The sequence below is a fragment of the Rhizobium sp. CFBP 8762 genome (assembly GCF_014841565.1).
GTDB lineage: Bacteria > Pseudomonadota > Alphaproteobacteria > Rhizobiales > Rhizobiaceae > CFBP-8762.
In genome coordinates, this window is sequence record NZ_JACYUD010000003.1 from 94,840 (window position 1) to 108,639 (window position 13,800).

The following is a 13,800-nucleotide window of genomic DNA, read 5'->3' on the forward strand; positions in this document are numbered from 1 at the left end:
CACTCTGTTTTGTTAGTTCGAGTTCTTATCAAAACCTGTGGACGATTCAAGAATATAAATTGGACGCTGCTTTACTTCCTCATATATTCTACCAACGTACTCACCAACGATGCCAATAAACATCAGATTAACACCGCCGAAAAACAGAACCGCAGTCATGATCGACGGATAACCCTTCACGTCTGTACCGACAATCAACGTATTGGCTGTGAGATTAATAGCGTAGGTCAGGCTGATAAAGGCGAGCATGAACCCGCAATACGTGGCAATCTTCAGCGGAAACGTACTGAAAGATGTAATTCCCTCAATTGCGAAGTTCCAAAGGCGCCAGTAGTTCCATTTGGTTTTGCCGGCAGCTCTGCCTTGTCGCTCATAGAAGACATTGGCGCTGGAAAAACCGACCCAGGAAAAAAGCCCCTTCATAAACCGGCGACGCTCTCTCATCGAGTTCAAAACGTCTAGAACGCGCCGTGAGATGAGGCGAAAGTCGCCCACATTCTGTGGTACATCTATGTTAGAAATCGCATTCATCAACACGTAGAAATAGCGCGCTGTTAATCGCTTGATCCGCGTATCGGTATCCCGGTTGCTTCGAACTGCGTTGACGACATCAACACCAGCCAGCCACAAATCGACCATCTGCGGAATAATCTGCGGCGGATCCTGCAAATCCGCGTCAATTGGAATAACGGCGTCGCCGCGGGCATGATCCAACGCTGCCGTAAGAGCACTTTCCTTGCCAAAATTGCGCGATAAGTTGAGGACCTTGATACGATCATCGATTGCGCTCATTTCCCGAACAATCTTCAGCGTATTATCGGTACTTCCGTCGTTTACACAGATGATTTCCCAGTCAACCGGCAAGCCATCCAATATTGGTCGAAGTGTATCGACAAAAATCGAAATCACCTCAGCTTCGTTGTACATTGGCACCAACACGGACAGCAACTTAGCCATCAGCTTTTACTCCTGCGAAGCCGAACCGTTTCGTTACAAGAAAATTCCAGAACAGCGTCAAGACGATGGAACTCAACTTCGCAAATTCGGCAGCCATGATTTGCGAACAGGCAAGTACAACAACACTGGAAATCAGAAAACCTACTCCATTGATCAACACAAAACGCCCGAAATTTAGTCGTCGGGCTGACGACTGCTCGGCTTTGAATGTCCAGAGTGAGTTCAAGAAAAAACTGTTGATTACCGCTGCACCGTACCCGACAAGGTTAGAGAAAAGCAGCGGGAGATACAACAGCCGGTAGGATATATAGAATAGGAGAAAATCAACCCCCGTATTGACCGCTCCTACAACAGCGAATTTTACCAGTTGTGCTAAGTTACGGTTCATACGGATTTCCAAATATGCACAATCAAGCTGCTAATTGACCTCAACTATGTCCCAGTTCATCGACAATCCAATCCCGCTTCTCACCTCATCTATTTTCGTCAGATTCAGCTTTGTTTCATAAATCAGCCCTTGCAGCGTACGACCATGCATACTCAGTCCGCGCGCCTTGAAAAACTCGTAATATTTTAACCCTGTCGGTAGCAGGACAAGATCGCCTGGACGTAACGTACTGAAGTCCCATGAGGCATGAGGTTCCTGCGCAGGCGTTCCAACAGTTGAATTCAGAAGTTGCGTGTACGGTCTGAACGACCAGATGACGACGTCTTCATCGATTTTCGAAACGGAAGCCAACTGATCTGCCGTCGGTAAAGGCCACCAAATGCTGCCATCAAAGCGGTTCAGGTTTTTACGATTGTCGGACGGAAGTTCCCAAAAGTTGAATAGGCTGGTTGCGTCCTCTTGCTTCCGTGCGGCGTTGATGAAGTACTCCAGCCGCTGCGCTATCTCCGAACTTCCCGGGTTATCAAATGGGACAATGAACCTCCTCTCACGATATTCCGGCTTGGACAGCTCTTTTGCCAAAGTATCCTTCACCTCGTCAAACGCGAATATAGCAACGCCTCCCGCCAAACGGAACGCAACGTAGCCTGTCGATATCGTGACAAGGCAGATTACGAGCGCGTATCTGCTAATCCGATGAAACTGTTTTGCATACGTCAATGCAAGGGGCAATACGCAGCAAAGGATAGCGATGTTGAAGTACTGAGCTGGCAACAGATAATATTCTAGCGGCCAGCGCCACAAGCTTATCCCGGCCATATAGGCAAGGAATGCGCATACTAGGCACATCAGACTGTACAGGTTTGCTTTGGAGATTCGTGGAAACTGCTTTTTGAAGATCCAACGCGCGATTGCCAGCGACACGATGCAGGATACAATCAGCTCTGGAGATGACCGCATGTAAAAAGCGACATTCCGGGCGATCATATAGGCATTTAAAGAGTATGACGTATAATTGGAGTTATTACTCTCCGCTAACAACTTGAACAGGCTGGAAAATAATATGAGCGCGATCAGCTGAACCAGAAATGTTTTCAGTGTAAATCTACGGAAAATCTTCAGCGGTCCTGAAACATAGGTCAGAACCAGCACAGCACCTGACGCGCCCACGAGAAAAACACCTGTTTCTTTTGAAAAAATTGCGCAACAGGTTAGAAAAAATATCAGGAAGTACGCTCGTCGCGGTCGTTCCAAATGCACTGATCGTTCAATCTCCTCTGCTTTTTTATAGATGAACAAAAACAGCATGGCCGAAAAAACGACAATGCGAGGCTCCACCTTGTCCAAAGTGTAATAATTTTCAAAAAACGATGACGATAGGCAGTAAAGAACAATTGCCAGAATTGCATATGCGTATTTATGGTTCAGCTTATATACGGTGTGTGATAAGATAAGAACGGTCACCCACAACATTACCAGTTGCGCAACGTAGAATGGAAAAGGCGATTCTGGGACGATTGCATAAATCAGTACGGAAAGGCCATGAAACAGCGGGTTCCACCGACCGTCACTGAGCGGAAGCAATGGCGTCAACCAGCCCGGCATGCCGGACAATACCGTTCGCGGCACGACTATCAGTTGTTGCGCGTCGCTGAACAGCCCATAATGGGGATGCATCAGAACCGGCATCATCACTATAAAAGGCACCAGTATTATTGCGAGAAGGTATGTTCGCTTGTCGAAAACAGGCACATTAAAATGTTTCGTCATACTATTTGATAAATCCAAACAATCTTCTTTTTATCCGTAACTTCAAATCGAGTAGGATATGTTTTGCCATGAATTTCGCGATGTTTTTTCGGATTTCGGCCGAGTCCGGAACATAGCCGAGTACACGTTCGCGAATGCGATTCATTTCAGCAAAGCCGATATTGTTGATCGCGGCGGACGTCTTCTGATGTTCGTGAATACGAAACGCACCAAGGAAACGCGGAATATGGACAAAACGCGCACCGGACTCTCTGAACCGAATGATCAGATCCCAGTCCATCGCAAACCGGAATGATTCATCGATCTGTCCACCTGCTTTTTCCCAGGCGGAGCGGCGCCAGAACATCGTTTCCTGAGGGACATAGTCAACCCACGACAGCACGTCCCCATCGTGCCCCGGCATGATCCAACGACCGATCTCCCGATCCTGTTCATCGATCAGCAATCGATTGCCATAGACAACGTCGATTTCCTGGTGTTTGGAAAAGAACTCGGCGACGGTATTCAGCGACCCTGGAAGCAAAAGATCATCCGAATTGAGCCAGGCCATGATATCGCCGGTCGTCCGGCTGAAACCACGGTTGATCGCCTGCGATTGACCCGTATCCCGTTCCGACACCCAACCCGTTAACAGATGGTCGTTTTCTTCAAGAACCTGAACCGTATGATCCTTGGATCCACCATCTTGAACAAACAGTTCGAGGTTCGGGTAGCCCTGGTCCGTTACGCTTCGAATTGTTCGCCCAATATAATCAGCTTGCTGGTACGACGGTGTAACCACCGAAATTTTCGGGCATTGCTCGGGGTTCGACAATCTCGGCCATGTCGTCTCCGTCTGCATTGGACGCGGTGCATATTGGTTGAGGTTCCCCAGTCGCGGCTGAAGAATCAACTTGGTGCGATGCATCACCCTCCTGATAGGGCTGACGGAAACGCGTGCCACTTTACGCAACCGGGGCAGACCTTTCGCAAGAATCCCCAATGATGTCAATCGCGATCGGTCATTTTTTGCGATCAAGTCTTCCCGGTCCGCTATAATACGGTAAAACGCTGTATCGCGGCGCTCGTCGAGTTCCTTGAGGCGATCAATGGTGTCGCTAATATTTCCAGCGACCAGTGCCTTATTTTTTAACTCCGACCTAAGTTGCTGATTTACCAGTTTAACACGCTCTAGTACGGACCGCACTGTGACCAATTCACTCGACAGTCGTTCAACAGCAGCCGTTTGTTCATTGATGACGTTTTCTTTCATGAGAAGATCATCATGTAACGTCTGATGGGTTTTGTAGAAATGGTGTACCTGCAGCCAATCTGTGCCGTTGGCCTGCCCGTACGCAACAATATCGCCCTCAGCTTCCGGCGGAAAAAACATGATGACATCGTTGATGACCATCAGTTTGTGTGTCGAACTCAGCGAGCGCAGGCGCACGGACACCTGATCGAAACTCGGCCATGCCGATATCTCATGCGGAGCCAAGGGCGGACCAAGAAACAAACGGGCATCGTCGATCAGAATGACAGACTTTGCGTTCAGCGTTCCGATAGCGTCCAGTTCGTCGAGCAATGGACACTGCGACATTTCCCCGGCTGTATCCTCGGCAACGCACCAATGAGCATCCAGCCAATAGAGTACCGACTGATCCGATAACGTATCGCGAAGGCGCGTCAACGCCGCCGCCGACTCGTCATGAATCACCTCGATATTTGAATAGGGCTGAAGCCGGGCAGCGGCGCGATCATACAGTTGTTCCGACAGTTCCACCGTGTAAACGCGCGCAAAGCGCTCAGCTACGTCAGACGCAGTGTCACCTTCAAAGGTCCCTGTTTCACAGAAGACATCCAACTGCACGCTCTTTTTCAGAGCAGCAATCAACTCCATATCCAGGGAAAAATGTACCGCGCCCAAAACTCACTCCTACCGCGTTGCGATTTGTTTATTGAATACCAATTCAGACGATTTCAGGATCAGGCAAATTTACCTGTGCAGTTTGCACCAAATAACCCGAAGAAACGCGGTTTATTGCTGTAATAGTCCCAGTGAACCGGTATCGGACCAATCCAAGGTGTCTTGTCCACCATAATGCCGGTTGTGTGATCCGTAGCTGGCTGTACAATTTGCGCGCAGAACGCATACTCTCCGGCTTCGAACGCAAACTGTATATCCAGATCGAAGAGCATCTCATCCCCAACATCGAACGTCGGCGCAGACAAATTCAAGTTCTGGCTTCCGACCGAGAACACGATCTGGTTCTGCTTGTTCTTGATTTCGAAATGGACGTGATATTGTCCAGCGACAAGCACCCGGCACGCTATGCGCACCGTCACCCAGCTATCCATGTCTATTGCGGCAACAGCCTGTTGGTTGCTGTAAAGCGTGACCGATGTCACAACTGCATGTTCCTGTGCGGCTGCTTCCTGCGAGGGATCTATCGTCCAAACACTGTTTTCAGCAATAACCTTGCTTTTCTCGTTGGGCGTTTGTGTCGTTGTCCGCTCACGCGGCGCCTCTTCCGCAGGGATAACGCTATCCCCCTGCAGGTAATAGCGTATGGCGGTGAGATTATCGCCATCGTACACCAAATGACCATGGCTTAGATAAAGGCCTCGATCGCAAATGTCTCGGACGGCTCCCATGTCGTGAGACACGAAGAGAAGAGTGACGCCTTTTTCCTTCAGGCTACGGATGTATGCGAGACATTTTTGCTGAAAAAAGAAATCACCTACGCTCAGCGCTTCGTCAATAATCAGAATTTCCGGATCACAGATGACCTGAACCGCAAACGCCAGCCGCATCATCATACCGCTGGAATAGGTCTTGACCGGGCGGTCGATCGCATTGCCGATATCGGCAAACGCCTCGATCTCGCCAAAACGTAACAGTATCTCGTCCCGGCGAAGGCCAAGCAACAAGCCGTTCAATATAACGTTGTCGCGTCCGGAGTATTCCGGATTAAAGCCGCTTCCCAACTCCAGAAGGGCTGATACCCTTCCCTTAACCACGATCTCGCCCTGCGTCGGTGAAAGCGTGCCGGTAAGGATTTGCAGAAGCGTACTTTTGCCGCCGCCGTTCCTGCCAAGTATGGCAAGCGAATCCCCTTTTCTAACCTCGAATGTCACGTCCTTCAGGGCGTGAACTTCCTCTAACCCGGTCGCACGCGAAGGCATCAGATGTGCAAGAAAACGCGCGGTTGGGCTGGAAAAGCTTTTGAACGACTTGCTGATGTTCTTCGCGGAAATGACAATATCTGACATTGTTACACCATATCCGCGAAGCTTGGCCTCAACCGGTTGAACACATACAGACACAGCGCTGCGAAAACCGATGCGCATACGAAATACACCAGCAGGCCGCCGTAGTCGGGCGCGTTGCCAAAAAACATGACGTCCCTGAACTGATCGACAACAAAGGTCAGCGGGTTGATTCTGATAACGCGCTGCAAACCTTCCGGTACCATCGCTGTGCTGTAAAAAATCGGCGTCAAAAACAGAAGCGTATGGCTGATCATGGCGGCGGCCTGCGCAATATCACGCACATAGACACCAACGGCCGATAGCAACCAACCGACGCCAAGCAACACAGGAAAGAAGCTGAGGAGAACCACTGGAAACCACAGGAACGTCAGATGTGGCAGACCGAACAACAGGATATAACCCAGCAACCAGACCAGAATTGCTATCAGCGCGTGTGTCATGGCACTCAACGCAGATACAAGCGGCAGAATCCATAAAGGAAAGACGACTTTTTTGACGAAATTCGGATTTGCCAAGACAAGCGAACTGGATTTTGTCAGGCACTCTGAGAACAAATTGAAAATTATCAAACCTGAAAACAGGATCAAAGCGTACTCGGACGTTGACCCCGTGGCACCCCACCGGGCTTTCAAGATAAATCCGAACGCTGTGGTATAGACCGCAAGCAGAAACAGTGGCTGAATAAACGACCAGATGATACCAGCAAACGAACCGCTATATCGGCTGGCAAAATCCCTTTTCGTCAATTCGATGATGAGATGGTGATGCGGAATGAAATTAAGCAACTCAACATTTCCAATTCATAATCTTCCACCGATGTGCGCATACTTTATGGATGATTGAATTCTATATTAGCGCACTACAAATCGGCCATTTGGTTTGTATGCTGCTAATACTTTGACGATGGAGGCTGTTATCCGATAACCGAACTGATGTCTATTCTTACCGTCGGTAATTCAACAGAGCGGGCGAGAAGACCACAAAGCAGGCTAATTCGCATTCGGTAGGATAAAGCAGCTTCTGACTTTTGATAACAACCATAAACGGAAGTCAGATCAACACGTTTTGCGGAATGCAGTGGTTGATAAAATGGCTCCCCGGGCCGGATTCGAACCGGCGACCTGTCGATTAACAGTCGAATGCTCTACCGCTGAGCTACCAGGGAACGTCTGCGAGCTGCGCTGCAGAAGTGATGCTGCTAATACAAAGGCTTTTCCGATTTGCCAAGAGGCTATTTGAAAATAAAACAAAATATCTTGTCCTACTCTCACTTTATCCCCATTTCCGCGCCAAAAGCTACGTGTGCACAACAGGGAATTGCAGAGACATGAAAAAGAAACCGGCTTTTGGCATCAACGCGACGACCGGGCACATGCATGTCGGTTCTGCACGCATCAAGATCCCCAAGTCCCGAATTGCCCGTATCAGTATCGGGGTCGCGCTGGTGTTTGGTGGCTTGCTCGGCTTTTTGCCGATCCTTGGCTTTTGGATGGTGCCGTTGGGTCTTCTGCTTCTGTCGAACGATCTCGCATTCGTTCGTCGGCGCAGGCGAAAGCTTGCTTTATGGTGGGGTCGCCGCAAAGCTCTATCTAAAGGCTAGGATATTGTGTTCTGACGCGTCAGAAAATTGATGTGTCCCCCATCAGATCGCTTGCACTCTTTTTAAAATCGGTCTAAACGGCCATGAAGCTGTTGCACAGCTGAGGCCTCGTGGCGGAGTGGTGACGCAGAGGACTGCAAATCCTTGCACCCCGGTTCAATTCCGGGCGAGGCCTCCAATCTTTTCAATGGTTTATTGTTTTCTGCCGCTGACACGGGCGTCTAAGACTGGCTTGGGTCTAGCTGTATTTTCCGTCCCGCGCGTCCACCTGTAAGCAGACAATTCGGACGCCCTTAGTCCTTTAGGGGTACTAACCGCCTCCCCCATAACACATCGGGCAAATTGATCCTGATATCGTTTTCCTGCTGTTAAGGACGACTTTACAGGGGGATTTCCATGTCATCTCGTTCGAAACCACGCCTTCCAACCCTAAAATCATCGCATCTTGTCGGTGTTTTGCTCACCAGCGCAGCATTCTTTCCTGCCGCATCGTCCAAGGCAGATGTCGATATCATTTTTTCAGGCGACCTTACCAACCAGCCGACCTATCATCGTGTCAACATTCGCGCGCAACCGCCACGGCTGAGCCGGGCGGGCACCAATGTCAATTATATACAAATGCCGTTCACAACGATCGGCGATGGCGTTCTGCAAATCTCTGCTGACAGCGCGCTGGATAACTACGGATTTCTCTATGCGCCGTTTAACCCGGCCGATGCACTAGCGAACCTGATTACCGGCGATGATGACCCCGGCTTTGTGGAAAACAATTATAGTTACTCCAGTCAGCTCGTTTCGGGAAACCGTTACGTGGCGGTGACCACCAGCTATAACAATGGTGAACAAGGCCCGGTTTCTGTGCGCATGTCCTCAACGGGGTCCGTAGACGGTATTGTGCTGCCGGAAGATCTCGTCGGGTTTGAAGGCACAACGACGATCAACCGCGGCATTCTACAGATATCCGCTGATAGTCGCCTGGGCAGTGGGTCAGGCGGTCTCGTCTTTAACGGCGGTACATTGCGGTTCGGTTCCAGCTTTGATCTGGCCGACAAACGGTCAATCACGCTTAACGCCGGAGGCGGCACTTTCGACACTTTCGGCAACACTGCGACCATTGCCCGCGCCATTACCGGCGTTGGTGCTTTGACAAAAGCAGGTCTTGGCGTCCTCACACTCAGCGGGGCCAATACCTACACGGGAGAGACGGCTATCGCCTCCGGCACTCTGGCGCTGGCGGGTGACGGACGCTTGAATAGCTCCAGCCGAATCATCGCAGATGGGACGTTCGATATTTCTGGCTCGGACCACGGGGAAATTGCCTCGCTTGCAGGCTCTGGCAGCGTTTTGCTGGGGGACAAGACCCTGACCTTGCAAAATGCTGCGGATGACTTTTCCGGCACCATCGCTGGCGTTGGGCAAGTGGCCATTGCTGACGGTACTCAAACATTGAGCGGCACGAACACCTTCATTGGCGGGATAGCTGTTTCGCAATCCGCCACGCTCCAAGTCGGCAATGGCGGCGGGGGCGGGTCAATTGTCAGCGATGTCAGCAACGACGGGACCTTGATCTTCAATGCCGCCGGCAACGCACTGTATAGCGGCGTTATCACCGGCGACGGTACCGTCGAACAAACCGGCGCAGGCACACTGGTGCTTACCGGTCAAAACCTGACCACAGGCACTGTGAGAATCGGCACTGGCAGCGCCCTGCAACTGGGAAATGGCGGCACGATAGGCTTCTTGAACGCAAATGGCTTCAACAATACTGTCGAGAACAATGGAACGCTGATCTATAACCGTTCAGACAATATCGTGCTGAACACCGGCGTTGGCGGGACTGGCTCCTTGATAAAAGCCGGAAGCGGCATACTGACTGTTACAGGCGCCAACACCTATACAGGCCAGACACAGGTTGCATCCGGAATTCTGGATGTCATTGCCGGGGGCTCGCTCGCCTCCTCATCGCTGCTGACTGTTGAAAACGGTGCGCGCCTGCACGGAAATGGTACTGTTGGCAGCGTCCTGCTGAATGCCGGCAGCACGATAGCACCCGGCAATTCAATCGGCACATTGCAGGTGGCAGGAGATCTGACATTCACGCCGGGTTCAAGCTACGAGGTTGAAGTAGACCCCGAAGGTACCGCATCAGATCTCGTCACGGTTGACGGCGTGGCGACCTTAAACGGCGCATCGGTTGTGCATGTCGGAACGACCGGAAACTACAGGCCAGTCAGCACCTACACGATCCTGACCGCTGATGGCGGCGTGGTCGGTCAGTTTGGTGGCGCAACCTCGGTCTTTGCGTTTCTGGACCCGATCCTCGGCTACACTGCCGATACAGTCACCCTGTCGCTGGTGCGCAACAACATCTCGTTCACCGATGTTGGCCTGACCCGTAATCAGATCGCAACCGCTGGCGGTCTTGAAAGCCTCGGGATGGGGAACGCGATTTACGACGCCATCGTCGCCCTGCCGGGTAACGGTGCTTTGATTCGGAACAGCTTCGACCAACTCTCCGGCGAAATTCACGCCTCGACAAAAACCGCCTTGATCGACGACAGCCATATCGTCCGTGACGCGGTGTACAGCCGCCTCTACACAGCCTCCGGAACCGCAGAACCGGCTGCATGGTCGTATGCCGTGGGTGAATGGGGCACTGTGGACGGTGATGGAAACGCCTCGGAAATGGACCATGATGCTCGCGGCATCATTGTTGGTGGCGATGCGCCGGTCAGCGACAACTGGCGGCTAGGCGCCCTGTTTGGGTATACACGCTCCAGCTTTGACGTCGATGCAAGACGCTCGAACGGCGACAGTGACAACATTCATCTGGGTGTCTATGGCAGCGGAGAGTGGGGCGCTGTATCGTTCCGGTCGGGACTGGCCTATACATTCCACGATATTGATGGAACACGGACCGTTGCGATACCGGGCCTGTCCAGCCAGTTGCGAAACGATTACGACGCCGATACCTTCCAGGCGTTCGGTGAACTGGGATACCGGTTCAACACGCAACAGGCTGTTATCGAACCGTTCGTGTCACTGGCTCATGTTCGCCTGAACACCGATTCCTTTACCGAGGAAGGTGGCCTCGGTGCCCTGCGGGTACGGGGTGACAACACCGACACCACCTTCACGACCGTGGGTGTACGCGCGTCAACCGACCTCAATCTCGGACAGCAGAAAGCAAGCCTTGTGGGCACACTGGGATGGCGTCATGCCTATGGTGACACCACGCCACTGTCCACCCATCGTTTTGCAGGCGGTGATGCCTTTACCGTTGCAGGCGTGCCGATTGCCAAAAATGCGGCCATCGTGGAAGCGGGCGTGGATTTCGACATCAGCACAAATGCAAAACTTGGCGTTTCCTATAAGGGCCAATTCGGCGATGGTACACGCCGCAACGGTGCAGCGCTGAACCTGTCGGTCAAGTTCTAAAAAGCAGGACTGACACAATCTGTGGTGATCGAAGCCCGGCTGGTGATTACCCGCCGGGCTTCTCTATGCGTGGCTAAGGGGAACAATTTACCTGTTTTTTAGTTATGCATAAAAAGGAACACTTTATGCTGAAAAATAACTTTGGTCTGTTTGTAATAGCTTTGTTTGCTGCCGCGTGTGCGATTGGGATTGCCTATGTCATGTTCTCGCATCCGGGCGACACGGCCAATGATGTAAAGCCACTAGAGACAAACCAGACAGCTCCATAATTTGCCAACCAAGCACACATTCATATAAAGTTCGTCGTTCAAGACGACATCATTGGGAGAGAAATGACCATGAGTGGCGACGACAATGCCGTAAACGACGAGCCCTTGAAGCAGCGCAAAAGCAGCGCCGGGGAGACGAAGGCGGCTGTAACGCATGCCGCCGCGATGGCGATCAATGACCAGCAGAAAACGGAACGGGAAAAGAAGACCGCCCGCTTGAAGGCAATGCGACTGGCGCAGGAAGGCGACAAGGTTGAAGCTGTTGCACCCGTTGAAAAGAAACGCGGAGCCAAATCGAAGAAATAGTATTTAAAAGGTTAATTTTCTGCTAATACTAATATAAGGTAGTGACAGGGTCGGAAGGTACGGTGTGCTATGACGCAGGTGTTTACGGTTTCGGCAACAACGGCCGCATACGCTGCAGAAGCCATTCGTCCGTCTGCCCGTGTGCGCGGTGACGGCCCAACCGATGAGGCAACCACGCTTGCAAAATTGAGCAACAGGGAAAAAGCGCCCGGTTTTCAACTTTTGTCACCACCTGTTAGATGTGCTCCGCACATGGCTTTCTCGTTACTAAAGCGCGATACCTATTTGCCCCAAAGAACCCGCAGGGAAGCGCAACGACTTTACGAAGAGTTCGAGTCTTCGATTTAGACAGTTCAGCCGCGCGACAAAAAGCTGTTCCATTGCGACATAGGCTCTTGCCAATGCGCGGCTTTCAGGTCTATCTGCTTTTGACTTGTTGGGAGAATCCAGTTCGATCTGGTGCCGAAGGAGCAACCGCCCCGGAAACTCTCAGGCAAAAGGACCAGCAAGCACAGACACACTCTGGAGAGTGATTTTTGGCACCCAAAAATCCGCCGAAGGGATAACAATCTCAGGCACCGCAGACAGAGGGGGCTCATACGTACCGGCGCGACCGCGCCTGAGAATGAGCCCGTGCGAAAGCACATCTGCCGGAGGTCTGTATTGGCTGAACATCAAACGCCCGAACAACTCAAGACAACACCGTTGCATGCCCTTCATGTGTCGCTAGAGGCGCGCATGGTTCCTTTTGCTGCCTATGATATGCCGGTTCAGTACCCTACCGGGGTGATGAAAGAGCACTTGCACACACGTGCAAGTGCTGGTCTGTTCGATGTTTCCCATATGGGCCAGATTATCGTCAAGCCGCACAGCGGAAACCTTTCGGATGCCGCGCTTGCTCTGGAAGCCTTGATCCCTGTGGATATTGCGGGCCTTGAACCCGGACGGCAGCGATACGGACTGCTGACAAACGACACCGGCGGCATTCTGGACGATCTGATGATTGCAAACCGTGGAGACCACCTGTTTCTGGTGGTGAATGCCGGTTGCAAGGATGCCGATTTTCAATATTTGTCCGCCAATCTCACCCCAGCCTGTTCCGTTACCATGCTGGATCGCGCACTCGTTGCCTTGCAAGGCCCACGGGCGGAGGCAGTCTTGTCCGAGCTTTGGGCTGACGTCAGCGCCATGCGGTTTATGGATGTGGTGTCAGCCAGCCTGCACGATGTCGACTGCGTCATATCGCGGTCGGGCTACACTGGCGAAGACGGCTTTGAGATTTCGATGCCGCTTGAATCTGCGGATATGCTGACCAGGCTTTTGCTGGAACATCCGGATGTGCTGCCTATCGGACTAGGCGCGCGCGATTCGCTGCGTCTGGAAGCAGGGCTGTGCCTGTACGGCCACGATATCGATGAGACGACGTCACCTGTTGAGGCCAATCTGAAATGGGCGATGCAGAAGGTGCGCCGCAACGGCGGAGATCGTGCAGGCGGCTTTCCAGGCGCTGACCGTATCCTGACCGAACTCAACAATCAGCCATCCCGTACCCGCGTGGGCTTGAAGCCGGAAGGCAAGGCCCCTGTGCGCGAAGGCGCACCACTCTACGCAGACGCGAATGGCGAGCAGAAAGTTGGTGTTGTTACATCCGGTGGCTTCGGCCCCAGCGTCGGCCACCCCATTGCTATGGGTTATGTCGCCACCGCGCACAGAGCTGATGGTACTCATCTATTTGCAGAGGTTCGCGGCAAATACCTGCCGGTTACCGTAACCGCCTTGCCCTTTATCACTCCCACCTACAAACGTTGATAGGACGTACA

The 13,800-nt window shown here is 52.0% G+C and carries 11 protein-coding genes, 2 tRNA genes and 1 riboswitch; of the genes, 6 read left to right on the forward strand and 7 right to left on the reverse strand.

What is annotated here, in order from left to right:
* Window positions 1-12: 12 nt before the first annotated feature.
* The 7 genes from IFT84_RS09005 to IFT84_RS09035 form a co-directional block, all read right to left on the reverse strand.
* The gene (locus IFT84_RS09005; protein ID WP_192118528.1) at window positions 13-957 is read right to left on the reverse strand and encodes a glycosyltransferase family 2 protein; all 945 of its coding nucleotides are present in this window, start codon (window positions 955-957) and stop codon (window positions 13-15) included.
* Entirely contained in the window at window positions 950-1,345 is a 396-nt protein-coding gene (locus tag IFT84_RS09010) for a GtrA family protein (RefSeq protein WP_192118530.1), read from the reverse strand. The genes IFT84_RS09005 and IFT84_RS09010 overlap by 8 nt, the downstream gene beginning before the upstream one ends.
* Before the next feature lie 30 nt (window positions 1,346-1,375).
* Window positions 1,376-3,115 (reverse strand): hypothetical protein, encoded by a 1,740-nt coding sequence (locus IFT84_RS09015; RefSeq protein ID WP_192118532.1) that lies wholly within the window; start codon window positions 3,113-3,115, stop codon window positions 1,376-1,378.
* Window position 3,116: 1 nt separating this feature from the next.
* Entirely contained in the window at window positions 3,117-5,021 is a 1,905-nt protein-coding gene (locus tag IFT84_RS09020; protein ID WP_197975511.1) for a glycosyltransferase family 2 protein, read from the reverse strand.
* Between the two features lie 59 nt (window positions 5,022-5,080).
* A complete protein-coding gene (locus IFT84_RS09025; protein WP_192118534.1) occupies window positions 5,081-6,367 on the reverse strand; it encodes an ABC transporter ATP-binding protein in 1,287 nt (428 codons plus the stop codon).
* 2 nt (window positions 6,368-6,369) lie between these two features.
* Window positions 6,370-7,152 (reverse strand): ABC transporter permease, encoded by a 783-nt coding sequence (locus tag IFT84_RS09030; RefSeq protein WP_192118536.1) that lies wholly within the window; start codon window positions 7,150-7,152, stop codon window positions 6,370-6,372.
* A gap of 305 nt (window positions 7,153-7,457) precedes the next feature.
* Window positions 7,458-7,532: transfer RNA gene (locus IFT84_RS09035), tRNA-Asn, on the reverse strand.
* A 162-nt stretch (window positions 7,533-7,694) separates the two neighbouring features.
* Between IFT84_RS09035 and IFT84_RS09040 the strand changes: the two genes are divergently transcribed.
* The 6 genes from IFT84_RS09040 to gcvT all read left to right on the forward strand — a co-directional run bounded on the left by IFT84_RS09040 (window position 7,695) and on the right by gcvT (window position 13,789).
* On the forward strand, window positions 7,695-7,967 hold the full coding sequence (locus IFT84_RS09040) for a hypothetical protein (protein ID WP_192118538.1): 273 nt from the start codon (window positions 7,695-7,697) through the stop codon (window positions 7,965-7,967).
* Window positions 7,968-8,071: 104 nt separating this feature from the next.
* A tRNA-Cys gene (locus IFT84_RS09045) sits at window positions 8,072-8,145 on the forward strand.
* A 218-nt stretch (window positions 8,146-8,363) separates the two neighbouring features.
* Window positions 8,364-11,405 carry an autotransporter outer membrane beta-barrel domain-containing protein gene (locus tag IFT84_RS09050; RefSeq protein ID WP_192118540.1) on the forward strand — a complete coding sequence of 1,014 codons (3,042 nt, stop codon included), beginning with the start codon at window positions 8,364-8,366 and terminating at the stop codon, window positions 11,403-11,405.
* A gap of 125 nt (window positions 11,406-11,530) precedes the next feature.
* Complete coding sequence (locus IFT84_RS09055) at window positions 11,531-11,674, forward strand: hypothetical protein (RefSeq protein WP_192118541.1); 144 nt, start codon at window positions 11,531-11,533, stop codon at window positions 11,672-11,674.
* Between the two features lie 69 nt (window positions 11,675-11,743).
* A complete protein-coding gene (locus tag IFT84_RS09060; RefSeq protein ID WP_192118543.1) occupies window positions 11,744-11,980 on the forward strand; it encodes a hypothetical protein in 237 nt (78 codons plus the stop codon).
* 427 nt (window positions 11,981-12,407) lie between these two features.
* Window positions 12,408-12,495: riboswitch (glycine riboswitch) on the forward strand.
* 148 nt (window positions 12,496-12,643) lie between these two features.
* Window positions 12,644-13,789 carry a glycine cleavage system aminomethyltransferase GcvT gene (gcvT, locus tag IFT84_RS09065; protein ID WP_192118545.1) on the forward strand — a complete coding sequence of 382 codons (1,146 nt, stop codon included), beginning with the start codon at window positions 12,644-12,646 and terminating at the stop codon, window positions 13,787-13,789.
* Window positions 13,790-13,800: the final 11 nt, after the last annotated feature.

Excerpts from the sequence above, each read along its gene's own strand:
- IFT84_RS09055 (WP_192118541.1), top strand. The coding sequence starts at position 11,531 with ATGCTGAAAAATAACTTTGGTCTGTTTGTAATAGCTTTGTTTGCTGCC.
- IFT84_RS09025 (WP_192118534.1), bottom strand. The coding sequence starts at position 6,367 with ATGTCAGATATTGTCATTTCCGCGAAGAACATCAGCAAGTCGTTCAAA.
- IFT84_RS09060 (WP_192118543.1), top strand. The coding sequence starts at position 11,744 with ATGAGTGGCGACGACAATGCCGTAAACGACGAGCCCTTGAAGCAGCGC.
- IFT84_RS09050 (WP_192118540.1), top strand. The coding sequence starts at position 8,364 with ATGTCATCTCGTTCGAAACCACGCCTTCCAACCCTAAAATCATCGCAT.
- IFT84_RS09010 (WP_192118530.1), bottom strand. The coding sequence starts at position 1,345 with ATGAACCGTAACTTAGCACAACTGGTAAAATTCGCTGTTGTAGGAGCG.
- IFT84_RS09005 (WP_192118528.1), bottom strand. The coding sequence starts at position 957 with ATGGCTAAGTTGCTGTCCGTGTTGGTGCCAATGTACAACGAAGCTGAG.
- IFT84_RS09015 (WP_192118532.1), bottom strand. The coding sequence starts at position 3,115 with ATGACGAAACATTTTAATGTGCCTGTTTTCGACAAGCGAACATACCTT.
- IFT84_RS09040 (WP_192118538.1), top strand. The coding sequence starts at position 7,695 with ATGAAAAAGAAACCGGCTTTTGGCATCAACGCGACGACCGGGCACATG.